24 protein-coding genes are annotated in these 22,075 nt (G+C 56.4%); all 24 read left to right on the forward strand.

Annotated features, from left to right (window positions below; all coding sequences use genetic code 11):
- Positions 1–10 precede the first annotated feature (10 nt).
- A complete protein-coding gene (gene fliQ, locus ACTG20_RS08040) occupies positions 11–280 on the forward strand; it encodes a flagellar biosynthesis protein FliQ (protein ID WP_042082491.1) in 270 nt (89 codons plus the stop codon).
- Complete coding sequence (fliR, locus tag ACTG20_RS08045) at positions 277–1,074, forward strand: flagellar biosynthetic protein FliR (RefSeq protein ID WP_194496002.1); 798 nt, start codon at positions 277–279, stop codon at positions 1,072–1,074. Before fliQ ends, fliR begins: the two co-directional genes overlap by 4 nt.
- Positions 1,067–2,197: a flagellar biosynthesis protein FlhB gene (gene flhB / locus ACTG20_RS08050; RefSeq protein WP_194496003.1), complete on the forward strand. Its 1,131-nt coding sequence runs from the start codon at positions 1,067–1,069 to the stop codon at positions 2,195–2,197. Before fliR ends, flhB begins: the two co-directional genes overlap by 8 nt.
- 108 nt (positions 2,198–2,305) lie before the next feature.
- The gene (flhA, locus tag ACTG20_RS08055; RefSeq protein WP_005353675.1) at positions 2,306–4,408 is read left to right on the forward strand and encodes a flagellar biosynthesis protein FlhA; all 2,103 of its coding nucleotides are present in this window, start codon (positions 2,306–2,308) and stop codon (positions 4,406–4,408) included.
- Positions 4,409–4,424: 16 nt separating this feature from the next.
- Positions 4,425–5,849 carry a flagellar biosynthesis protein FlhF gene (gene flhF, locus ACTG20_RS08060; protein WP_194496004.1) on the forward strand — a complete coding sequence of 475 codons (1,425 nt, stop codon included), beginning with the start codon at positions 4,425–4,427 and terminating at the stop codon, positions 5,847–5,849.
- Between the two features lies 1 nt (position 5,850).
- Entirely contained in the window at positions 5,851–6,726 is an 876-nt protein-coding gene (locus ACTG20_RS08065; RefSeq protein WP_013723550.1) for a MinD/ParA family protein, read from the forward strand.
- Complete coding sequence (locus tag ACTG20_RS08070; RefSeq protein WP_019444723.1) at positions 6,719–7,438, forward strand: RNA polymerase sigma factor FliA; 720 nt, start codon at positions 6,719–6,721, stop codon at positions 7,436–7,438. Before ACTG20_RS08065 ends, ACTG20_RS08070 begins: the two co-directional genes overlap by 8 nt.
- A gap of 123 nt (positions 7,439–7,561) precedes the next feature.
- On the forward strand, positions 7,562–7,933 hold the full coding sequence (gene cheY / locus ACTG20_RS08075) for a chemotaxis response regulator CheY (protein ID WP_005334709.1): 372 nt from the start codon (positions 7,562–7,564) through the stop codon (positions 7,931–7,933).
- A gap of 12 nt (positions 7,934–7,945) precedes the next feature.
- The gene (locus tag ACTG20_RS08080) at positions 7,946–8,686 is read left to right on the forward strand and encodes a protein phosphatase CheZ (RefSeq protein ID WP_005353668.1); all 741 of its coding nucleotides are present in this window, start codon (positions 7,946–7,948) and stop codon (positions 8,684–8,686) included.
- Between the two features lie 11 nt (positions 8,687–8,697).
- The gene (locus tag ACTG20_RS08085; protein WP_439987546.1) at positions 8,698–10,935 is read left to right on the forward strand and encodes a chemotaxis protein CheA; all 2,238 of its coding nucleotides are present in this window, start codon (positions 8,698–8,700) and stop codon (positions 10,933–10,935) included.
- Positions 10,936–10,967: 32 nt separating this feature from the next.
- Positions 10,968–12,083: a protein-glutamate methylesterase/protein-glutamine glutaminase gene (locus tag ACTG20_RS08090; RefSeq protein WP_139741084.1), complete on the forward strand. Its 1,116-nt coding sequence runs from the start codon at positions 10,968–10,970 to the stop codon at positions 12,081–12,083.
- Positions 12,084–12,085: 2 nt separating this feature from the next.
- The gene (locus ACTG20_RS08095) at positions 12,086–12,823 is read left to right on the forward strand and encodes a flagellar motor protein (RefSeq protein ID WP_162517715.1); all 738 of its coding nucleotides are present in this window, start codon (positions 12,086–12,088) and stop codon (positions 12,821–12,823) included.
- 2 nt (positions 12,824–12,825) lie between these two features.
- Positions 12,826–13,746, forward strand: a complete 921-nt coding sequence (locus ACTG20_RS08100; RefSeq protein WP_194496006.1) for a flagellar motor protein MotB — start codon at positions 12,826–12,828, stop codon at positions 13,744–13,746.
- 4 nt (positions 13,747–13,750) lie between these two features.
- Positions 13,751–14,545: a ParA family protein gene (locus tag ACTG20_RS08105; protein ID WP_043820930.1), complete on the forward strand. Its 795-nt coding sequence runs from the start codon at positions 13,751–13,753 to the stop codon at positions 14,543–14,545.
- On the forward strand, positions 14,542–15,414 hold the full coding sequence (locus ACTG20_RS08110) for a chemotaxis protein CheW (RefSeq protein ID WP_194496007.1): 873 nt from the start codon (positions 14,542–14,544) through the stop codon (positions 15,412–15,414). Before ACTG20_RS08105 ends, ACTG20_RS08110 begins: the two co-directional genes overlap by 4 nt.
- A gap of 69 nt (positions 15,415–15,483) precedes the next feature.
- A complete protein-coding gene (locus tag ACTG20_RS08115; protein WP_005298836.1) occupies positions 15,484–15,972 on the forward strand; it encodes a chemotaxis protein CheW in 489 nt (162 codons plus the stop codon).
- A gap of 28 nt (positions 15,973–16,000) precedes the next feature.
- Entirely contained in the window at positions 16,001–16,378 is a 378-nt protein-coding gene (locus ACTG20_RS08120; protein WP_005353661.1) for a DUF2802 domain-containing protein, read from the forward strand.
- Positions 16,379–16,576: 198 nt separating this feature from the next.
- Positions 16,577–17,221 carry a cytochrome c biogenesis heme-transporting ATPase CcmA gene (ccmA, locus tag ACTG20_RS08125; protein WP_005353659.1) on the forward strand — a complete coding sequence of 215 codons (645 nt, stop codon included), beginning with the start codon at positions 16,577–16,579 and terminating at the stop codon, positions 17,219–17,221.
- 4 nt (positions 17,222–17,225) lie between these two features.
- The gene (ccmB, locus tag ACTG20_RS08130; RefSeq protein ID WP_005353658.1) at positions 17,226–17,894 is read left to right on the forward strand and encodes a heme exporter protein CcmB; all 669 of its coding nucleotides are present in this window, start codon (positions 17,226–17,228) and stop codon (positions 17,892–17,894) included.
- Between the two features lie 170 nt (positions 17,895–18,064).
- A complete protein-coding gene (locus tag ACTG20_RS08135) occupies positions 18,065–18,805 on the forward strand; it encodes a heme ABC transporter permease (protein ID WP_194496008.1) in 741 nt (246 codons plus the stop codon).
- 2 nt (positions 18,806–18,807) lie between these two features.
- Entirely contained in the window at positions 18,808–19,014 is a 207-nt protein-coding gene (gene ccmD, locus ACTG20_RS08140) for a heme exporter protein CcmD (RefSeq protein WP_005353657.1), read from the forward strand.
- On the forward strand, positions 19,011–19,502 hold the full coding sequence (ccmE, locus tag ACTG20_RS08145) for a cytochrome c maturation protein CcmE (RefSeq protein ID WP_005334685.1): 492 nt from the start codon (positions 19,011–19,013) through the stop codon (positions 19,500–19,502). The genes ccmD and ccmE overlap by 4 nt, the downstream gene beginning before the upstream one ends.
- A gap of 82 nt (positions 19,503–19,584) precedes the next feature.
- A complete protein-coding gene (locus ACTG20_RS08150) occupies positions 19,585–21,540 on the forward strand; it encodes a heme lyase CcmF/NrfE family subunit (protein ID WP_194496009.1) in 1,956 nt (651 codons plus the stop codon).
- Positions 21,537–22,067 (forward strand): DsbE family thiol:disulfide interchange protein, encoded by a 531-nt coding sequence (locus ACTG20_RS08155; protein WP_005353655.1) that lies wholly within the window; start codon positions 21,537–21,539, stop codon positions 22,065–22,067. Before ACTG20_RS08150 ends, ACTG20_RS08155 begins: the two co-directional genes overlap by 4 nt.
- Positions 22,068–22,075 lie beyond the last annotated feature (8 nt).

The following is a 22,075-nucleotide window of genomic DNA, read 5'->3' on the forward strand; positions in this document are numbered from 1 at the left end:
GAGCCCGAACATGAGTCCTGAAACCTTTGTCGACGTCTTTCGTGAGGCGCTCTGGCTGGTGACCATCATGGTGTGCGCCGTGATCCTGCCCAGCCTCGCTATCGGACTGGTGGTAGCCATTTTTCAGGCGGCCACCTCCATCAACGAACAGACCCTGAGCTTTCTGCCTCGTCTTATCGTGACCCTGCTGGCCCTGGGAATTGGTGCTCACTGGGGAATGCAGAGTCTGATGGACTTCTTCATACTGATGGTCAATCAAATCCCCGAGGTGGTGGGATGACCTACACAACCGCTCTGATCATGGAGTGGTTGTCTTCCATCCTCTGGCCGCTGGCGCGGGTGAGCAGTCTGCTGATGGTGATGGCGGTGTTCGGCAGCCGCCTCGCTCCTGCGCGGGTACGGATGGGGCTGGCTTTGGCCATCACCTTTCTGATTGCCCCGCTGCTCCCGAAAATGCCCCCCATTGAACTCTTCTCTGCCGGCAGTTTTCTGGTATTGGGCCAGCAACTGCTGATCGGAATTGCCCTCGGCCTGATGACCCAGTTTCTGATGGAGAGCTTCGTGATGGCCGGTCAGGTCATCGCTATGCAGACCAGTCTGGGTTTTGCCACCCTGGTGGACCCGATGAATGGCCAGTCTGCCCCCGTGGTGGGTCAGTTTTATCTGATGCTGGCGACCCTGGTGTTTCTGGCGCTGGATGGTCATCTGGTGATGCTGCGGCTGGTCATTCTTAGTTTCGAGACACTGCCTGTCTCCGAGCATGGCCTCTCGGTTTCATCCATGAAAACCCTGAGTGCGTTTCTGGGTGTGATGTATCAGGCTGCTTTGGTGATGTCGCTCTCAGCCATCGTCGCCTTGCTCTTGATCAACTTCGCCTTTGGTGTCATGACCCGGGCGGCGCCGCAACTCAACATTTTCAGTATCGGTTTTGCGGTCAGCATGATATCGGGTCTGCTGATCCTCTGGCTCACTATCGGCGGGTTCCTCGGTCACTTCGACATCATGTGGGAGCGGGTGCAGGAGGTCAGCTGCGAGCTGATCAACACCCAGTGTTTCGGGGGCGCTCATGGCTGATACCGACCAGGAACGTACCGAACAACCCACGGGCAAACGACTGCAACAGGCCCGTGAAAAAGGGCAGATTGCACGTTCAAAAGAGCTGGGGACCGCCAGTGTTCTGCTCTCGGCGGTCTTTGGCCTGCTGATGCTCAAGGGCTCGCTGGCGACTGCCATGATCAAGGTAGTCACCATGGGCTTTACCCTGGACAGGGAGCAGGCTTTCGATCCCAATGCCATGATCGCTATGGTGCCGGCGCTGCTGGGGGAACTGGTGCTTCCGCTGGGACTCTTGTTTGCACTGGTGGCGATTGCCGCGTTTATCGGCAACACCCTGATGGGGGGGATGAACTTCTCCACCGAAGCCATGATGCCCAAGATGAGCAAGCTGAGCCCGCTCAGCGGCCTCAAGCGAATGTTCGGGGTGCAGTCGCTGATTGAGCTGGTCAAATCCATCGCCAAGGTGGTGTTCATCACCCTGTTTGCCTGGTGGATGTTATCCAGCCAGTTCAATCACTTGCTCAACCTCTCTATGGAGGGGTTCCCCGGCGGTATTATCGATGCGCTGGAGTTGTTTCTCTGGATGTTGATCATCCTCTGCTGCGCCCTGCTTCCCATCGTTGCCATCGACGTGCCGTTCCAGCAGTGGAATCACATGCGTCAGCTCAAGATGACCAAACAGGAGGTCAAGGACGAGTTCAAGGACAGCGAAGGCAAGCCCGAGGTAAAGGGCAAGATCCGTCAGTTGCAGATGCAGATGGCGATGCGCCGGATGATGGGGGATGTTCCCAAGGCCGATGTGGTGATCACCAACCCGACCCATTACTCGGTAGCGCTCAAGTATGATGCGGGCAAACCCGGTGCCGCGCCCAATGTCGTGGCCAAGGGCACCGATGAAATTGCAATGAAGATCAGGGAGATCGCCAGAGAGTACGAGATCCCCATCATGCCGTCACCGGCTTTGACCCGGGCTATTTACCACTCAACCGAGCTGGGCCACGAGATCCCGGAAGGGCTGTTTGCGGCGGTTGCCCAGGTGCTCGCTTATGTCTTCCAGCTCAAGAAATTCCGCCGTGGTCAGGGGCGCCGTCCCCAGCCGCTGGCTAAAGATCTGCCCATTCCGACCGAATATCGAAAATGACAAAGTTCTGACGTAGTCAAAAATAAATCCATTGCATTTCAATGCCTTGCATTGTTGGCTTGATGTTTGCTTTAATCTGGCACCAGCAGGTTGAAATTGAGAAGCGCGATGGAATTCAAGGCAGTATTGGGCCAGTTCAAAGAGTACCGGGGAGTTTTGGGCAAAGGCCTTGGCACCCCTCTGCTGGTATTGGCCGCGCTCGGCATGGTGGTGTTACCCATCCCGCCGCTGATGCTGGACGTGCTCTTCTCCTTTAACATTGCCCTCTCCATCGTGGTGCTGCTGGTATCCGTCTATACCCGCCGCCCCCTCGAATTTGCAGCCTTCCCGACCGTACTGCTGCTCGCTACCTTGCTGCGGTTGGCGTTGAACGTTGCCTCGACCCGGGTGGTGTTACTGGAAGGTCATAATGGCAGTGCGGCGGCCGGCCATGTGATCGAGGCGTTCGGTAACGTGGTGATCGGCGGCAACTATGCGGTTGGCATCATCGTTTTTACCATCCTGATGATCATCAACTTTGTGGTGATCACCAAGGGTGCCGGGCGGATCGCGGAAGTAAGTGCCCGTTTTACCCTTGATGCGATGCCGGGCAAACAGATGGCCATCGATGCCGATTTGAACGCCGGTCTCATCAATCAGGAAGAGGCGAAGAAGCGTCGCCAGGATGTGACCCAGGAAGCCGACTTCTACGGCTCCATGGATGGTGCCTCCAAATTCGTCAAAGGGGATGCCATTGCGGGCATCATGATCCTCTTTATCAACATCATCGGCGGCTTCATCATCGGGATGATGCAGCACCAGCTGACCTTCAGCGAATCGGCCGAGATCTATACCCTGTTGGCCATCGGTGACGGTCTGGTGGCGCAGATCCCCTCCCTGCTGCTCTCCATCGCCGCCGCCATCATAGTGACCCGTCAGAATACCGATCAGGACATGGGTACCGCAGTACTGGGTCAGCTGTTTGACAATCCCAAGGCGCTGATCATCTCGGCCGGGATTCTGCTGATGATGGGGCTGGTGCCGGGGATGCCGCATTTCGCCTTCCTGAGTCTGGGGGCTCTTGCCGCCGCTGGCGCCTGGTGGTTGCTGCGCCGCGAGAAACTGGCTGCCGCCAAAGCGGCTAAGGGCGAGCTGCTGCCTGCCACTGCCGAACAACCTCATGAGCAGAAAGAGCTGAGCTGGGACGATGTGATGCCGGTGGACATCATCGGGCTGGAAGTGGGTTATCAGCTGATCCCGCTGGTGGATCGCAATCAGGGTGGCGAACTGCTCAACCGGATCAAAGGGGTGCGCAAGAAACTCTCGCAAGAGCTGGGCTTTCTGGTCCCGGCCGTCCACATTCGCGACAACCTGGATCTGGCGCCAAACCAATACCGCATCACCTTGATGGGGGTCAGTACCGGCGAGGCCAATGTCTACCATGATAAGGAGATGGCCATCAATCCGGGGCAGGTGTTCGGCCAGATCCAGGGGATAGCGACCCGGGATCCCGCCTTCGGACTGGAAGCGGTCTGGGTTGCCAAGGAGATGGTATCTCAGGCACAGACGCTGGGGTATACGGTGGTGGATACCGCGACCGTGGTGGCTACCCATCTGAGCCAGATCCTGACCAACCATGCGGCTCTGCTGCTGGGCCATGACGAAGTACAACAGCTGCTCGACATGATTGGCAAACATCAGAGCAAGCTGGTCGAAGGGTTGGTGCCGGAAGTGATCAGCATGGGTAACCTTGTGAAGGTATTGCAGAATTTGCTCAATGAAGGCGTGCCAATCCGCGATATGCGCACTATCCTGCAGACCCTGGTTGAATACGCGCCGCGCAGTCCGGATCCGGAAGTGCTCACGGCCGCTTGCCGGATTGCCCTGCGTCGCCTGATTGTGCAAGAGATTGCAGGCCCCGATCCCGAGCTGCCGGTGATTACCTTGGCGCCGGAATTGGAACGTATATTGCATCAATCCCTGCAGGCTGGTGGCGGTGATGGTGCCGGTATTGAACCGGGTCTGGCAGAGCGGATGCAGCGTTCGCTGGTGGAAGCCACTCAACGACAAGAATTGGAAGGCCAACCGGCCGTGCTTCTGACATCGGGGATCTTGCGCAATACCCTGGCGAAATTTGTCAAGAATGCCATTCCTGGATTGCGCGTTCTGTCTTATCAGGAAGTGCCCGACGACAAGCAGATCCGCATCGTCAGTGCGGTAGGGCAGAACTAGTTAGCGGAGACGACGGGTGAAGATTAAGCGGTTTTTTGCCAAGGATATGCGAACGGCTCTGGCCGAGGTCAAGGAGACTCTCGGGCCTGACGCCGTCATCATGTCCAACAAGAAGGTCACCGGAGGGGTAGAGATAGTCGCCGCAGTCGATTATCAATCCCAGGTCCCGGGGCCCAAAGATGCGTCGGTTCGCCGTCAGCTGAACGATGAGAGCGTCAATATTTCGTCTGCTGCACGGCAGATGATCCGCCCCGAGCCGTCGCCGGCGAAGGAGCAGAACGAACATTATGCCGATACCCTGGCCGCCTTGCTGGCGCGCCAGCAGAAGCTCAAGCCGGGCAATGGGGCGCCACTGGGTAATACCCAATCGGCCGGTCTGGCCGCTGCCAATGCTGCGCCCAGAACATTGGCCGAGCAGGGGCAGTGGGGCGCCGCTCCGGAACCTGCCAAGCCCAAAGCCCGGGTTGCGTCCGGCCAGCGCCCCCCTCAACCTGCCCAGCGGGATCAGGAGATGGAAGGGATGCGCAAGGAGATGGCCAGCATCCGTAAATTGCTGGAGCACCAGATCTCCGGGCTGATGTGGCAAGAGGTGGAGCGCCGCGAACCGATGCGGGCTCTGCTGATCAAGGAGCTCAAGAAACTGGGCTTTGATGATGCCTTTGCCGATCAACTGGCGGGACTGATCCCCGAAGATATGTCCATCCATCAGGCGATGGCCCAGTTGGCCGAGGTGTTGACGGCCCAGCTCAAGATCAGCGAGGACGAGATCATGCGTCAGGGCGGCGCGGTGGCGCTGCTTGGCCCGACCGGGGTGGGCAAAACCACCACTATTGCCAAGCTGGCGGCCCGTTTCGCCATGAAGTATGGCGCCGAGCAAGTGGCGCTGATCACCACCGACAACTACCGGATTGGTGCCCATGAACAGCTGCAGACCTATGGCCGCATCATGGGTTGCCCGGTACGGCAGGTGCGTGATGCCGAAGAGCTGGCCAATGCCCTTTATCAGTTCCGCCATCGTCGGCTGGTACTTATCGATACGGCCGGGGTTGGCCAACGGGATATCCGGTTGACCGAGCAGCTCGATACCCTGGTCAAGAATGCCAAGGTACGGATCCGCAGTTATCTGGTGATGTCGGCAACTTCCCAGCGTCGGGTGATGCAGGAGGCGGTTGACCATTTCCGGCGTATTCCATTAAGCGGCTGCATACTTACCAAATTGGATGAAAGTCTGAATCTGGGCGAAGTGATTAACGTGTGTATCCAGAATTCATTACCCATCAGCTATATCACTGATGGACAAAGGGTTCCGGAAGATATTCAGGTTGCCAATGCGGCGCAGCTCGTCGGAGCAGCCATGGGCTCGCTGGAGCGAGAAACAGAGGAGCCCTATTTCTGGGGCGCAGGCTTTGGCGAGGCCGAAGATTCGGAGTTTTATGAGTAACATGTATATGGATCAGGCGAGTGGTCTGCGCAAAATGCGTCAAAACAATCGAGTAAAAGTAATCGCCGTTTCCGGTGGTAAAGGTGGCGTGGGCAAGACCAACGTGACCCTGAACGTGGCCGGAGCCATGGCCGCCCAAGGCAAGCGGGTGATGGTGCTGGATGCCGACTTGGGTCTGGCCAACGTCGACGTCATGCTGGGGCTGCGGGTTCATCGTAACCTCTCTCATGTCCTGGCGGGTGAATGCACCATCGACGATATCATCGTCGAAGGTCCCTACGGCATGATGATCGTGCCTGCGACCTCGGGCACCCAGTCCATGGTCGAGCTTTCTCCGGTGCAGCATGCCGAGCTTATCCGCGCCTTCAGCGAGATGAAGACCCAGGTCGACATCCTGCTGGTGGATACGGCTGCGGGGATCTCCGACATGGTGCTGAGCTTCACCCGAGCAGCTCAAGACATCATGGTGGTGGTCTGCGATGAGCCGACCTCCATCACCGATGCCTACGCCCTCATCAAGATCCTCTCCAAGGATCACGGCGTGTTTCGTTTCAAGGTGGTGGCCAATATGGTGCGCAGTCTGCGCGAAGGGCAGGAGCTCTTTGCCAAACTGACCCGGGTCACGGATCGTTTCCTCGACACCTCGCTGGAGCTGGTAGCCTGTGTACCCTATGACACCAATCTGCGTGCCGCTGTGCGCAAGCAGAAGCTGATTGTCGAGGCGTTTCCCAAGTCGCCGGCCGCACTGGCGTTTCGGGCCCTTGCCAACAAGGCGGCGAGCTGGCCGGTTCCCAACCAGCCGGGCGGCCATCTGGAGTTTTTCCTGGAAAATTTGTTGCAGAAACCGGCCACAACACAGGAAGGTTCCCGTGAATAAAGCCCAAGCGTACTTGCGTCATCAGGATTCCTACGTGCTGGTGGAGCGTCATGCTCCCCTGGTCAAGCGAATTGCCCAGCATTTGTTGGCTCGCCTGCCCAGCAGTGTCTTGCTGGATGACCTGATCCAGGCAGGTATGATTGGGCTGCTTGAAGCCTCCCGCAACTTTGACGGTAGCAAGGGGGCCAGCTTCGAGACGTATGCCGGGATCCGCATCCGAGGCGCCATGCTGGATGAGATCCGGCGTGGTGACTGGGTACCCCGCTCTGTGCATCGCAACAGTCGCGCTATTGCAGAGGCGATCGAGAATGTCGAGCAGACTCACGGGCGTGACGCGCGAGATACCGAAGTTGCTGCCGAGATGGGGGTCTCCATCGCTGATTACCATGCGATGCTGCAAGACGTCTCCTGCGGCAAAATTATCGGCATCGAAGATTTGGGGGTCAGCGAGGATGTGATCGGCAACCCCGATGATGCCCCTTCAGGCTCGGGATTCGATGAATTGGCTGCCGAGCGATTTCAGATTCAATTATCCGAGCAAATTGGTCGTCTACCAGAGAGAGAAGCTTTGGTTCTCTCTCTTTACTACGATGAAGAGCTGAATTTGCGTGAAATTGGCGAGGTTTTGAATGTCAGCGAGTCGCGTGTGAGCCAGATCCACAGTCAGGCAATGCACAGATTGCGTGCTCGTTTGAGAGATTGGCATCTATAAGTGTTTGTACTGGCTACACTGAGATGAAACTCTAAGGCATAATCCGCACGACACAACCCGTTTTTAGCATCATGTAAGTGAGCCACTCTGGTGGCTATTTAGGAGGGAATTTTGGACAAGAACATGAAAATCCTCATTGTTGACGATTTTTCAACGATGCGCCGGATTATCAAGAACTTGCTGCGCGACTTGGGATTCAACAATACCCATGAGGCGGATGACGGCAATACAGCGCTGCCGATGCTGAAAAATGGTGATTTTCAGTTTGTAGTTACCGACTGGAACATGCCTGGCATGCAAGGTATTGACCTGCTTAAAGCCATCCGTGTCGATGAGAAGCTCAAGCATCTGCCGGTACTGATGGTAACCGCTGAAGCCAAACGTGAGCAGATCATTGAAGCCGCCCAAGCTGGCGTCAACGGTTACATCGTCAAGCCCTTCACCGCAGCAACGCTCAAAGAAAAACTCGACAAAATTTTCGAACGAATTGGCTAAGGAGCTGCAGGGATGATGGCCAAAACGAGAGCAATGATTTCGCTCGACCAGGCAAGGATGCTTGTTGCTCATCTGGAGCAAGGCGAATTTGAGCTGGCCGATGAACTGCTTGCCGAAGTATGTGCCCCCAACGCAGCCGATCTGTTTGAAAAAGTAGGTCAGCTGACCCGACAACTGCATGATTCACTTCAAGAATTTCGCCTTGATCCCCGTATTCCCGATTTGGCTACTCATGATATTCCCGATGCTCGGGAGCGCTTGAGCTACGTTATCGATATGACCGACAAAGCGGCCAATCGCACAATGGATGCGGTGGAGGCCAGTTTGCCGATAGCGGATCGCCTGAATGACAATATCCAGCTGGTGATGCCGAACTGGAATGCCCTGATGTCTCGTGACATGAGCGTGGGGCAGTTCAAATCCTTATGTCACCAACTTGATGATTTTATTAAGGCTTCAGAGTCTGATGCCGATAAATTACGGCAACTGCTGACAGAAATCCTGATGGCACAAGATTTTCAGGATTTGACAGGTCAGATGATCCGCAAGGTCATCAAGCTTGTTCAGGAAGTTGAAACAAAATTAATAGAAATGCTGACCATGTTTGGTGAGGCTTCTGCTGAGCATTCAACTCGTAGTATTCCTGTCAACGGGATTGAAGCAGAGGGCCCTATCATGAACCCCGAGGCTCGTGCCGATGTGGTCAATGGTCAGGATGATGTGGACGATCTGCTGTCTAGCTTGGGATTCTAATGGAGTGACGCATGGCCTTCGAAGTTGATGAAGACATACTGCAAGACTTTCTGGTCGAAGCATCCGAAATATTGGAACAGTTGTCTGAACAACTGGTCGACTTGGAAAAGCGGCCCGATGACAAGAACCTGTTGAATGCCATCTTTCGCGGTTTCCATACCGTGAAAGGGGGGGCAGGTTTTCTGTCGCTCGGTGAACTGGTTGATGTATGCCACGGTGCGGAAAACGTGTTCGATATCTTGCGTAATGGCAAGCGAACCGTTACTGCGGAGCTGATGGATGTAATCCTGCAAGCGCTGGATGCCATTAATGTCATGTTCGCCCAGGTTCAAAATCGCGAAGCACCCAGCCCTGCGTCAGATGATTTGCTTCATGACCTCCATGAGTTGTGCAAGCCAGAAGGGGAAGAGCAACTGCGCACTGCTACCAGTGCGGCTGCGGCTGTAGAATCTGAACCTGCAGCACCGGTAGTTGTTGAAGAAGTCGCTCCAGAAGTTGTTGAACCCGCAGCCATCAACAGCGAGCCTGCGCCTGTCAATGGCGGCGGCTCGATCGATGAAATTTCTGCAGACGAATTTGAACGTCTGCTGGACGAGCTCCACGGCGTGGGTGGGGCTCCGACCAAGACGGCTGCAGCAGCCCCGATAGCGGGTGGCTCTGGCGATATCACCGATGATGAGTTTGAGGCCTTGCTGGATCAGCTCCATGGTCAGGGACAGCACATGGGGGCGCCAGAGGTAAATCCTCTGAAGTCGGTGCAAAAAGAGGTGGACGAGCTTATCGATGATGATGAGTTTGAGCGTCTGCTCGATGAATTGCATGGTCGTGGTCAAGGGCCTCAGAGTACTATGGCACCTGCCGCACCTGCCGCACCTGCCGCACCTGCCGCACCTGCCGCACCTGCCGCACCTGCCGCACCTGCCGCACCTGCCGCACCTGCTGCGGTGACTCCGCCCAAACCGGCCACTCCTGTAGCCAAACCAGCACCGGCTGCCCCCGCAAAACCCGCTGAAGTAGCCAAGGCGCCAGCGCCAGCCGCCAAGGCTGCGCCTGCGCCAGCAGAAAACAGTGCCGTGCAAAGCGATACGACGGTGCGGGTGGATACCAAGACCCTCGATGTCATCATGAACATGGTAGGTGAGTTGGTACTGGTTCGTAACCGGCTGGTGAGCCTGGGTATTGCCAGCAATGATGAAGAGATGTCAAAGGCGGTTGCCAATCTGGATGTGGTAACGGCTGACCTGCAAGGTGCGGTGATGAAAACCCGCATGCAGCCAATCAAGAAGGTATTTGGTCGTTTCCCGCGCGTGGTGCGTGACCTGGCCAGAACCCTCAAGAAAGAGATTGAGCTGGTGATGGTGGGGGAAGAGACCGATCTTGATAAAAACCTGGTAGAGGCGCTCGCCGATCCTCTGGTTCACCTTGTTCGCAACTCATGCGATCACGGGGTCGAAATGCCGGATGTGCGAGAGAAAGCGGGCAAGCCGCGGCAAGGAACTATTACCCTTAGCGCCTCCCAGCAAGGTGACCATATTCTGCTTTGCATCGAGGATGATGGGGCAGGGATGGATCCTGAGAAACTCAAGTCCATCGCAATCAGTCGCGGTGTTCTGGATGCAGATACTGCCGCTCGCATGAGCGACAACGATGCCTATAACCTGATTTTTGCTCCGGGCTTTTCAACCAAGGCCGAGATCTCCGATATCTCTGGCCGTGGTGTCGGAATGGATGTGGTTAAAACCAGCATTGTCAGCCTCAATGGATCGGTGCACATCGATTCCACCTGGGGGAAAGGTACCCGTCTCGAAATCAAGGTTCCGTTGACGCTAGCCATTCTGCCGACTCTGATGGTTGAGGTGGGTGAGCAGACCTTCGCACTTCCCCTTGGTTGTGTGAACGAGATTTTCCATCTGGACCTGAAAAAGGCAAATATGGTGGATGGTCAGCTCACCATCATTGTTCGTGAGAAGGCAATTCCGCTCTTCTATCTGCACAAATGGTTGATTCGTGGCGCTAACAAGCGTTCACGCCAGGATACCGGACATGTGGTGATCGTGCAGATTGGCACTCAGCAAATCGGGTTTGTGGTAGATAGCCTGATTGGTCAGGAAGAGGTAGTGATCAAGCCACTTGATAACCTGCTGCAAGGCACCCCTGGCATGGCCGGGGCGACGATTACCAGTGATGGCGGAATTGCTCTTATTTTGGATGTGCCGAGTCTGCTCAAAGCATATGCGCGTAGACATTAATAGCTCAGGCCCAAGGAGTTAGAAAAACAACAATGGCAGTCAAGGTATTAGTTGTCGACGATTCGAGCTTCTTTCGCCGTCGGGTGAGCGAGATCATCAATCAGGATCCCATGCTGACGGTGATTGATACGGCCCAGAATGGACGTGAGGCGGTGGACAAGGCGCTGTCACTGCGCCCTGATGTGATCACCATGGACATAGAGATGCCCGTGATGGATGGCATCAGTGCGGTGCGGGAGATCATGGCCAAGTGCCCAACCCCCATTCTGATGTTCTCCTCCCTGACCCATGAAGGGGCCAAGGCTACGCTGGATGCGCTGGACGCTGGTGCCCTAGACTTCTTGCCCAAGAAGTTTGAGGACATTGCCAGAGACAAAGATGAAGCGGTCAGACTGTTGCAACAACGGGTGAAGGAGATCTCCCGCAAGCGCTTCCTGATGACATCCGCTGCTCGCCCCAAAGCACCTGAACCGGTTGCTCGTGCTCCTCTGGGCAGCACAGCGTCCAGAACTCCTGATCGTCAGCCTGACCTGCAACGCACTGTGCCAAGTGCTTCATTCAAGCGTAGTGGCAAGAGTTATCAGTTGGTGGCGATCGGTACTTCTACCGGCGGGCCTGTTGCTTTGCAAAATGTGCTGACCAAGTTGCCGGGGGATTTTCCCCATCCAATCCTGCTTATCCAGCATATGCCAGCCACTTTTACCGCCGCGTTTGCTGCCCGTCTCAACGGGTTATGCCAGATTGGCGTCAAGGAAGCGGAAGATGGCGATGTGCTTAAACCAGGACATGCCTACCTTGCTCCCGGTGGCAAACAGATGCTGCTGGAAGGTCGTGGTGCAGGGGCTCGCATTCGCATCGTGGATGGCAACGACAAGGTAAATTACAAGCCTTGTGTGGATATTACCTTTGCCTCTGCGGCCAAGACCTATGCCGACAAGGTATTGGCGATTGTGCTGACCGGTATGGGCGCAGATGGCCGTGATGGCGCCAGACTGCTGAAAGAGCAGGGATCAACCATCTGGGCTCAGGATGAGGCTTCCTGCGTGGTATATGGTATGCCCCAAGCAGTAGCTAAAGCGGGGATTGCCAGCGAATCACTCCCTCTGGACAAGGTGGCCCAGCGTATTCTGGTTGAGTTGGGGCGCTAATCATGGGCTTGCTCGGTCTGCTCCTGGCATTGGGAGCTATTGCCATTGCCCAACTGTGGCATGGCGGCTCCCTTTTGACGCTGGTGGACGGCCCTGCTTTTTTGATCGTACTGGGTGGTACCGTCGGCGCCGTCACGTTGCAGACTCCAGCCAAGTACATCTTGCTGGCGTTGCGCCAGCTGTTATGGATTTTTAATCCTCCCCGCCAAGATCTTGCGACGCAGGCCGAACGGCTGCAGTCATGGGCCGTCTTTGCGCGCCAGCAAGGGCTGCTGGCCCTTGAAAATCAGGCCGAGCAGGAGGAAGACAACTTTACCCGCCAAGGGCTTGGCATGATTGTCGATGGGGTATCCACAGAGGATATTCGTATGCTGCTGGAAGCGGACATCGATATCGAACAGGAGCGCAATGAACATGCCGCCAGAGTATTTGAAGCCATGGGGGGATACAGTCCGACCATCGGGATCATCGGTGCCGTGCTGGGCCTGATCCAGGCCATGTTTCATCTCGAAGACCCGTCAGCACTCGGGGCGGGGATCGCAGTGGCATTTGTGGCAACCATCTATGGAGTGGGGTTTGCCAATCTCATCTACCTGCCTATCGCTAACCGGCTACGCGCGTTTCACTATCACTATGCACTCTTTCAGGAGATGACTCTGGAAGGGCTGCTGGCTATTGCCCATGGTGAAAACGGCTTGCAGGTTGAACGCCGGCTCAGAGCCTATTTGAAAGGAGAGTAGCCATGCGCAAGCGCTATCGGTTGCACTTGCAGGGGCGCGAGCATCTTGACCGTTGGCTGGTCTCCTATGCCGATTATATGACGCTGATCTTTGCCTTATTTGTGGTGCTCTACTCTGTTGCACTGGTGAATAAGGACAAGTATCGCGCGGTGATTGATGGTATGAGCCAGGCGTTCAGTGTCATGCAGTCTGGCGGCAATGGCTTGCTTGAAGGGCAGGGTAATTCCCTGCTGGATAACCCGGTATCTGCCTCTCCATCATTGCTGGAAAGCCCAGCATCCTCCTCTCCTTCACTTGCTCCTATTTCTGGTGTGCCAGTGCTGCAAGATGGCGCGACACTTGCAAAACTCGATATGCAGTTGCAACAGAGCATGGGCTCGCTGGTGGATGCCGGTATCGTCAAACTGACGCAAGATGAGAACTGGCTGACGGTTGAACTCAGTTCAGGCTTGTTGTTTGGCAGCGGCAGTGCCTTTTTGGGACCAAACGCTGCACCGGTCATTAATACTCTTTCAAGTATTCTCAAACCGGTCGATAACTATGTAAGGGTTCGGGGTTATACCGATAACCAACAGATAAATAATGAAATTTATCGTTCTAACTGGGCGCTTTCTGCTGCTCGGGCCGAAGCGGTACTCAATGGCTTGATTGCTGATGGGATCGCCCCCCAGCGTCTGGCGTTCGAGGCATATGGCGAGTTTTCCCCCTTTGCTGACAACGGCAGCGAGCAGGGCAGACTGCAGAATCGCAAGGTTGTGGTCGCTATCTCCAAATTTGCCTGGGTGCCGCCGGCACCTGTGGTTGCAACGCCGACGGTAGTTGCCGAACCGGTTCCTGCTGTACAACAGGCGGTGGATGCAGGAGAGATAAAGGTGATCACCTTGCCCGGTGGTGGCATACGTATAACAACAAGGCAGGATTGATACAGTGATTGTTTGGACGGTTGCCAACCAGAAAGGTGGTGTGGGTAAAACCACCACAGTGGTCTCGCTTGCGGGGATCCTGGCCCAGCGTGGCCAGCGGGTGCTGTTGATTGATACCGATCCCCATGCTTCGCTGACTGCATATCTTGATTTTGATTCAGATCGCCTGGATGGAACCCTCTATGAGTTGTTTCAAGCTGTCAAACCGACAGCCGAGCTTGTCAATAAACTGACGCTCAAGACCAAGTTCGAAAATATCAACTTACTGCCAGCATCTATTACCTTGGCGACCCTTGATCGGGTGATGGGCAATCGTGAGGGGATGGGACTGGTACTGAAGCGGGCACTGCTGCGCATTCAGGATCAATATGATTACGTGCTGATCGATTGCCCGCCAGTGCTGGGGGTGATGATGGTCAACGCGCTGGCTGCCTGCGATCGCATTCTGGTGCCTGTCCAGACCGAGTTTCTGGCCCTCAAGGGGTTGGAGCGGATGATGAAAACATTCGAGATCATGCAGCGTTCCAAGCGTGACAAGTTCCGTTATACCGTGATCCCGACCATGTTCGACAAGCGCACCCGTGCCTCTCTGATGACCTTGAAGTCGATCAAGGATCAATATGGAGATTCAGTATGGAATGCGGTGATCCCTATTGATACCAAGTTTCGGGATGCCAGCTTGCTGCATATCCCCCCGTCTATCTATTCTCCCGGGAGTCGTGGAACCTATGCATATGAAACGCTGCTCAACCATCTTGATGCCCTTGAGCGGCAACGGGTTCATGAGGTGACGGTATGAGAGATACCATTCAAGTTCGGGCGATGGATGACTATTTCCACTCCCTGCTGCTCGATGAGCCACTGGTGCTGGATGAGGCGGAAGAGATTCAATCTGCCCCTGTTTTACAGTTGCAACGTCAGCCTCAAAGCGTCCCCGAGGTCGTCGCCGTACCTTACCTTGAAAGCGATCCACGGCTTGCCCAGCTCGGTGAGCTATTGGCTCAGGTGGGACAAGTCCAGTTTGAGAATGACGCCTTCACCCAGGAAGCGACTCTCACCGCACCGCTGGAGATTGTGGCGGAGGAGTCACTGTTGCCGGTGGAGCCTGAGTGGCCTGCGGAGGTGCTGCTCCCCGAGGTTGCGGAGCCCCATACTACTATCCTGACCGAGACAGCGCTGGAGGTTGCTCCGGTAGAGGCCAGTGAACCTGTTGCCTGGGAAAATATCGATACCGGCAAAGAGTTCCAGGCCCTTTTCTTTGAAGTCGCGGGTGTGACGTTTGCGGTCCCGTTGACCGAGCTGGGTGGTATTCATCAGCTGGGCGAGATCACCTCCCTGTTTGGCCAGCCGGGCTGGTACAAGGGGATCATGACCTCTCGCGAGCAGAAGATGAATGTGGTCGATACTGCCCAGTGGGTCATGCCGGGTCAGCATCTCGAGATGGATGATTACAAGTATCTGATTATGCTTGGTGAATCGCCGTGGGGATTAGCCTGCCACCATCTCAAAGGGACTGAATTGTTACACCGTGACCAGGTGAAATGGCGCCATCAGGAGGGCAAGCGCCCCTGGTTGGCGGGCATGGTCAAAGAAAAAATGTGTGCCCTGTTACACGTCCGCGAACTGCTCCTGTTACTGGAGCGTGGGGTTAACATAGAAGGTCGCTGATAACTTCTGCAATCGAGCTGTTTTATTGCTAGTTTTAGCAGTAGACGTTTTCATAAAAGGAATAAAAACATGACAGAAAAGCGCAATATTGCACAGAATCTGGCCGAAGATGAAGTGCTGCAATGGGTAACCTTCCAACTGGAAAACGAAACCTACGGCATCAATGTGATGCAGGTTCAGGAGGTGTTGCGCTACACCGAAATTGCACCGGTGCCGGGTGCGCCTGAGTACGTACTGGGGATCATCAACCTGCGTGGCAATGTGGTGACTGTCATCGATACCCGTTCCCGCTTCGGTCTGCCTTCCGGTGATGTGAGTGAAAACTCCCGGATTGTGATCATCGAGGCCGAGAAGCAGGTGATCGGCATCATGGTCGACAGCGTGGCGGAAGTGGTTTATCTGCGCTCTTCCGAGATCGATGCGGCACCTGCGGTCGGCACTGAAGAGAGCGCCAAGTTTATTCAGGGGGTGAGCAACCGCGATGGGCAACTGCTGATCCTGGTTGACTTGAACAAGCTGCTCTCCGATGAAGAGTGGGAAGATATCGGTTCCCTCTGATAAGTAAGGTGATGTTTTGATAATCGAGATGGTTGCCTTGGGGGTGTCCCTGATTGCCTTGGCGTTTGCTTCTTATATCTGGTTCAAGAGCAAGCGCAGCAAGCAGGAGTCCGAGGCCAGTGTGGCAACCCTGCAAGGTCAGTTGGAAAGCTTGCGCAAGCAGATGATGGAGCTCCATACCGGTGCCATTGGCATGGGTCAGCGTCTGCAGTCGGTGGAAGGGGCGATGCAGCAGGTCAATGAGCGCCAGCAAGAGCTGACCATGCAGGACCCCGAACGCAGGCTCTACAGCCGAGCGGCAAAGATGGTCGAACTGGGCGCCGATCTTGATGAAGTCATGAGTGAGTGCGAGTTGCCAAAGGCAGAGGCTGAGCTCTTGATATCGTTGCGAAAAGGTCGCTCATGATGATTCAGGAAGGCAATTGCCTTCCTGAATTTTATGGCGTGCAGCCGCTTTCCCCCCAGCTGCGTTGAGCAGACGGTTTCTACCATATTTTCTTTGTGATCCCGGTCGCCAGTCAGTTCAATTGTTGCATCTTTGAAAAGACGTATTCCAATACTGTGTTAAGATGCAGACCGCTTCATTTTCTCTGAAAAAATCCCCATGCTGCTTCAAGTTAACAATCTGAGCTGCGTGCGCGAAGATCGCACTCTGTTTGAACACCTCTCTTTCTCTGTTGCGCCCGGCGATCTGGTGCAAATTGAAGGGCCCAACGGGGTCGGCAAGACAAGCCTGTTGCGGTTGTTGACCGGGCTGTCGCAGCCGTTTGCCGGTGAGGTGTGCTGGAATGGGGAGAATATTCGTCACTGTCGTGATGAGTATCATGCCAATCTGCTCTATCTCGGCCATCAGCCGGGCGTCAAAGCGGCGCTGACCCCTTTTGAAAACCTGAAGTTCTACCAGCAGTTGCATCATCCGCAGCAGACAGAGACTGACTTGTGGCAGATATTGGCCCGGGTAGGGCTTGCCGGGTTTGAAGAGAACCCGACCGGGCAACTTTCTGCCGGCCAGCAACGCCGGGTGGCTCTGGCCAGACTCTGGCTGTCACAGAAACCGGCGCTCTGGATCCTTGATGAGCCCTTTACCGCTATCGACAAGCAGGGGGTCAAGGTGCTCGAGCAGCTCTTTCTGGCCCACGCCGAGCGGGGCGGCATGGTGATCCTCACCACCCATCAGGATCTGACCCTGATGCAGGGGCGGCTGAAGACTATCTCGTTGACCCCCTTCGCATCGACATTGCAGGAGTAACGCCATGTTGCGCGCTGTTATGCACCTTATTCACCGTGAACTGCTGATGGCTCTGCGCCAGCGTTCCGATATTCTCAACCCGCTCTGGTTTTTCCTCATCGTCATCACTCTGTTTCCGTTAGGGATTGGCCCTGAGCCCAAACTGCTGGCCCGTATTGCCCCGGGGATTATCTGGGTGGCGGCGCTATTGGCGGCCATGTTGTCGCTGGAGCGGCTGTTTCGCGATGACTTTGCCGATGGCGCGCTGGAGCAGATGATGCTGATGCCGCACCCTCTGGGCTTGCTGGCGCTGGCGAAAGTGGTCGCTCACTGGCTGCTGACCGGCTTGCCGCTGCTGCTGATCTCTCCCTTGCTGGCGATTTTGCTGTCGCTGGATATGAACACCTATCTGGCTGTCGTCGCGACGCTGGCACTGGGCACTCCAGTATTGAGTCTGCTCGGCGCGGTCGGAGTCGCGTTGACGGTGGGACTGCGCAAAGGCGGGGTGCTGCTTAGTCTGTTGATCCTGCCGCTCTATATTCCGGTACTGATTTTTGCCACCTCAGCCATCGATGCCGCGGGGATGAGCTTGCCCTATGGCGGGCAGCTTGCCATTCTGGCCGCCATGCTGGTGGGGGCTTTGACACTGACGCCGCTGGCTGTGTCGGCGGCGTTGCGGGTCAGCCTCAACTGATGGCCGTGAGCTGAACCGGATTTGGCTCCGAACGGAGTCTTTTTGCAAAAAATAATGTTGCGATGGATCAAGGAGAGTGCCGCTTATTGCTTTCGGGGTATTTGATGCTGCCCTGCGGTCGGTATGGTAGGCCTCGCCAAACGATTAATAACAAAAAGGTTTTGTGAGCTATGTGGAAATGGTTGCACCCTTATGCCAAACCGGAGCGTGCCTATCAGCTGGCAGGCACGCTGTTGCCCTGGTTTGCGGTGATTAGTCTGCTCTCGTTTGTGATCGGTACTGTCTGGGGCCTCGCGTTTGCGCCAGCGGATTACCAGCAGGGAGATTCGTTCCGGATCATCTATATCCACGTGCCTTCCGCCATTCTCTCCATGGGGGCTTACTCCACTATGGCGATTGCTGCGTTTATCGGGCTGGTATGGCAGCTGCGGATGGCTGACATGACGGTAGCAGCTATTGCTCCGGTCGGTGCCATCTTTACCTTTATCGCGCTCTTTACCGGTGCGGCCTGGGGCAAGCCGATGTGGGGAACCTGGTGGGTCTGGGATGCCCGTCTCACCTCCGAGCTGATTTTGCTGTTCCTCTACCTCGGCGTCATCGCCCTCTACAACGCCTTCAGCGACAAGGTGGTCGCTGGCCGTGCGGCCGGCATTCTGGCGCTGGTCGGGGTGATCAACCTGCCCATCATTCACTACTCGGTGGAGTGGTGGAACACCCTGCATCAGGGGGCCACCATCACCAAATTTGACAAACCCTCCATTTCACCCGAGATGCTCTGGCCGCTGCTGATCATGATTCTGGCGTTTGCCGCGTTTCTCGGGGCCCTGACCCTGATGCGTTTTCGCAATGAACTCCTGATGCGGGAGTGGCATCGCCCCTGGGTCAAAGAGATTGCAGAGCAGGAGAAGTAAGCATGCACTTTGCCTCTTTCAGTGATTTTATGGCGATGGGCGGTTACGCCTTCTATGTCTGGCTCTCTTTTGGCCTGACGCTGGTGTGTCTGGTCGGCATCATTATTTCTACCCGCATGAAAACCCGCAGCCTGCTCGCCGAGTTACGCAGCAAACAGGCGCGTGAGGCCCGTCGCAAGGCGGCCCAGCAGATGGAGAACACCCTATGAACCCGAGACGCAAAAAACGCCTCACTATCATTCTGGCCATTACCCTGGGTTTGGCGACCGTCAGCGGGCTAGTGCTCTACGCCCTCAGTCAGAATATCGACCTCTTCTACACCCCGAGCGAGCTGGTGGAGGGGAAGGGGCCGGACAAGATCAAGCCGGAAGAGGGGCAGCGCCTGCGCATCGGTGGGTTGGTCGTGCCGGGGTCGGTACAGCGGGATCCCCAGAGCCTCAAGGTTGCCTTCAAGCTGGTGGATAACGGCGGTCATTTGGTGAAGGTCGAGTTTGACGGCATCCTGCCGGATCTGTTCCGTGAAGGGCAGGGGATTGTTGCCCAGGGCACCCTCAAGGATGCCACGACCGTAGAGGCGTTCGAGGTGCTGGCCAAGCACGATGAGAACTACATGCCGCCGGAAGTGGCCGATGCCACCAACGGTATGCACTTCAAGCCGGAGTATACCGAGGCGCAGTTGAAGGGAGCCAAGCAGTGATTCCTGTGGTGTCTGCCTTTTCCGCTTTTCCTGCCGTGCGTGGTGCGGCTGTTGTCACCGTTCAATTGAAAGGAATGCCTTCATGATCCCGGAATTAGGTCAGTTTGCGCTTATCCTGGCCTTTGCCACCGCCCTGCTGCTGGGCAGCTACCCACTACTGGGCGCCAGTTGGGGGCGTCTTGGCATGATGTCGGCGGCCCGTCCGCTCGCCTATGCCCAGTTCTTGCTGCTGCTGCTGTCGTTTCTCTGCCTGACCTGGGCCTTTATCGATAACGACTTCACCGTGCAGTATGTGGCCACTAACTCCAACAGCCTGCTGCCGCTCGCCTATCGCATTTCCGCCGTATGGGGCGCCCACGAAGGTTCCCTGCTGCTGTGGGTTCTGACCTTAGGTGGCTGGACTGCGGCGGTGGCCATGTTCAGTCGCCGTCTGCCGCTCGATGCTGTCGCGCGGGTACTCGGTGTGCTGGGGCTGATCTCGGTCGGCTTCACTGCCTTCGTGCTGTTCACCTCCGATCCCTTCACCCGCACCTTGCCCTATTTCCCGGTCGATGGTCGTGACCTCAATCCGCTGCTGCAGGATCCGGGTCTTATCTTCCATCCGCCGATGCTCTACATGGGTTATGTGGGTTTCTCGGTGGCGTTTGCTTTTGCCATTGCTTCGCTGATGACCGGCCGTCTCGATGCGACCTGGGCTCGCTGGTCGCGCCCCTGGACCATGGCGGCCTGGGTATTCCTGACCCTGGGCATCGTGCTCGGCTCCTGGTGGGCCTACTACGAGCTCGGTTGGGGCGGCTGGTGGTTCTGGGATCCGGTAGAAAACGCCTCGTTTATGCCTTGGCTGGCGGGTACCGCTCTGCTGCACTCGCTGGCGGTGAGCGAGAAGCGCGCCACTTTCAAGGCGTGGACCGTGCTGCTGGCCCTCTCCGCCTTCTCGTTGAGCCTGCTGGGTACCTTCCTGGTGCGCTCCGGCGTGTTGGTGTCGGTCCATGCGTTTGCCTCGGATCCGACCCGCGGCCTGTTTATTCTCGGCTTCCTGCTGGCGGTGATCGGCTCATCCTTGCTGCTGTTTGCCTTCAAAGGCTCGCAGGTGAAGAGCCACGGTAAACACGAGCTGTGGAGCCGCGAGACCCTGCTGCTTTGCAACAACATCATGCTGGTGGCGGGTCTGCTGACCGTGCTGCTCGGTACCTTGCTGCCTCTGGTGCACAAGGAGCTGGGGCTGGGGAGCATCTCTATCGGTACCCCCTTCTTCAACCACATCTACAGCTGGCTGATCATCCCGTTTGCCCTGCTGCTGGGGGTTGGCCCGCTGTTTCGCTGGCGTCGTCAGGAGCTGGGGGAACTCAAAAGCAAGGTGGTTGTGGCACTGGTGCTGAGTCTGGCCGCAGCCTTGCTGTTGCCGCAGCTCTTTGCCGAAACCTTCAAGCCGTGGGCGGCGGTAGGGATTGGTCTGGGGGCCTGGATCATCGTCACCAGCGTGCAGGAGACCTGGGCGCGGGCGACCCACAAGCACAGCTTTGCAGTCGGTGTGCGCAAGCTTGGCAACAGCCACTGGGCCATGATTCTTGGCCACGTGGGGCTGGCAGTCAGCATCATTGGTATCGCCTGCACCCAGAACTACAGCATCGAGAAGGATCTGCGAATGCAGGCGGGTGATCGGGTGCACTTTGCCGATTACGAGTTCGTCTTTGCCGGGATAAAAGAGAAGAACGGCCCCAACTACGATGGTTTCAAGGGCGTGTTGGAAGTGCACAAGGATGGCAAGCAGGTGGCCCTGCTCAAGCCGGAGAAGCGGATGTACAAGGTGACCCGGATGCCGATGACCGAAGCGGCCATCGATGCCGGTATCACCCGCGATCTCTATGCGGCGCTGGGGGAACAGCTCGACAACGGTGCCTGGGCGGTGCGGATCTACTACAAGCCGTTCGTGCGCTGGATCTGGTTCGGCGGCGTCTTTATGGCTATTGGTGGCGTGTTGGCGATGCTCGACAAGCGTTACCGTTTCGGCCGTCGTGAGGAGGAGGCCAAGGCATGAACAAAAAGACCTGGTTGTTTTTAATCCCCTTTATCGTCTTTTTGCTGGGGGCAGTGTTCCTGTTCAAGGGGCTCTACTCCGATCCCACCAAGCTTGAGTCCGTGATGGTGGGTAAAGAGGTGCCGGTGTTCACTTTGCAGGACATTTACGATCTGAACAAGCAGCACGATCGCAGTATCCTGACCGGTCGCCCCATGTTGCTCAACGTCTGGGCCACCTGGTGCCCCACCTGCTACGGCGAGCACACCTACCTCAAACAGCTGGCAGGGCAGGGTATTCCCATCATCGGCATGAACTACAAGGATGAGCGCGACAAGGCGATCAAATGGCTGGCTGAGCTGGGCAACCCCTATCAGGTCAACCTCTATGATCCGGACGGCATGCTGGGGCTGGATCTCGGGGTATACGGCGCGCCGGAGACCTTCTTTATCGACAGCAAGGGGATCATCCGGTATCGCCACGTGGGGGATATCAACCCCGAGAACTGGGCGTCGACCCTCAAACCCATCTTTGATGCCATGAAGTGAGGGGAGTC

It is taken from the genome of Aeromonas sp. 84A, assembly GCF_051919345.1.
GTDB classification, from domain to species: Bacteria; Pseudomonadota; Gammaproteobacteria; order Enterobacterales; family Aeromonadaceae; genus Aeromonas; species Aeromonas veronii.

Coding starts and splice junctions, on each gene's coding strand:
- cheY (WP_005334709.1), top strand. CDS start 7,562: ATGAAAATCCTCATTGTTGACGATTTTTCAACGATGCGCCGGATTATC.
- ACTG20_RS08120 (WP_005353661.1), top strand. CDS start 16,001: ATGGTTGCCTTGGGGGTGTCCCTGATTGCCTTGGCGTTTGCTTCTTAT.
- fliR (WP_194496002.1), top strand. CDS start 277: ATGACCTACACAACCGCTCTGATCATGGAGTGGTTGTCTTCCATCCTC.
- ACTG20_RS08085 (WP_439987546.1), top strand. CDS start 8,698: ATGGCCTTCGAAGTTGATGAAGACATACTGCAAGACTTTCTGGTCGAA.
- ACTG20_RS08065 (WP_013723550.1), top strand. CDS start 5,851: ATGTATATGGATCAGGCGAGTGGTCTGCGCAAAATGCGTCAAAACAAT.
- flhA (WP_005353675.1), top strand. CDS start 2,306: ATGGAATTCAAGGCAGTATTGGGCCAGTTCAAAGAGTACCGGGGAGTT.
- ACTG20_RS08150 (WP_194496009.1), top strand. CDS start 19,585: ATGATCCCGGAATTAGGTCAGTTTGCGCTTATCCTGGCCTTTGCCACC.
- ccmA (WP_005353659.1), top strand. CDS start 16,577: ATGCTGCTTCAAGTTAACAATCTGAGCTGCGTGCGCGAAGATCGCACT.
- ACTG20_RS08115 (WP_005298836.1), top strand. CDS start 15,484: ATGACAGAAAAGCGCAATATTGCACAGAATCTGGCCGAAGATGAAGTG.
- ACTG20_RS08155 (WP_005353655.1), top strand. CDS start 21,537: ATGAACAAAAAGACCTGGTTGTTTTTAATCCCCTTTATCGTCTTTTTG.
- ACTG20_RS08090 (WP_139741084.1), top strand. CDS start 10,968: ATGGCAGTCAAGGTATTAGTTGTCGACGATTCGAGCTTCTTTCGCCGT.
- ACTG20_RS08100 (WP_194496006.1), top strand. CDS start 12,826: ATGCGCAAGCGCTATCGGTTGCACTTGCAGGGGCGCGAGCATCTTGAC.
- ccmB (WP_005353658.1), top strand. CDS start 17,226: ATGTTGCGCGCTGTTATGCACCTTATTCACCGTGAACTGCTGATGGCT.
- flhB (WP_194496003.1), top strand. CDS start 1,067: ATGGCTGATACCGACCAGGAACGTACCGAACAACCCACGGGCAAACGA.
- ccmE (WP_005334685.1), top strand. CDS start 19,011: ATGAACCCGAGACGCAAAAAACGCCTCACTATCATTCTGGCCATTACC.
- ccmD (WP_005353657.1), top strand. CDS start 18,808: ATGCACTTTGCCTCTTTCAGTGATTTTATGGCGATGGGCGGTTACGCC.
- ACTG20_RS08110 (WP_194496007.1), top strand. CDS start 14,542: ATGAGAGATACCATTCAAGTTCGGGCGATGGATGACTATTTCCACTCC.
- ACTG20_RS08135 (WP_194496008.1), top strand. CDS start 18,065: ATGTGGAAATGGTTGCACCCTTATGCCAAACCGGAGCGTGCCTATCAG.
- fliQ (WP_042082491.1), top strand. CDS start 11: ATGAGTCCTGAAACCTTTGTCGACGTCTTTCGTGAGGCGCTCTGGCTG.
- ACTG20_RS08095 (WP_162517715.1), top strand. CDS start 12,086: ATGGGCTTGCTCGGTCTGCTCCTGGCATTGGGAGCTATTGCCATTGCC.
- ACTG20_RS08080 (WP_005353668.1), top strand. CDS start 7,946: ATGATGGCCAAAACGAGAGCAATGATTTCGCTCGACCAGGCAAGGATG.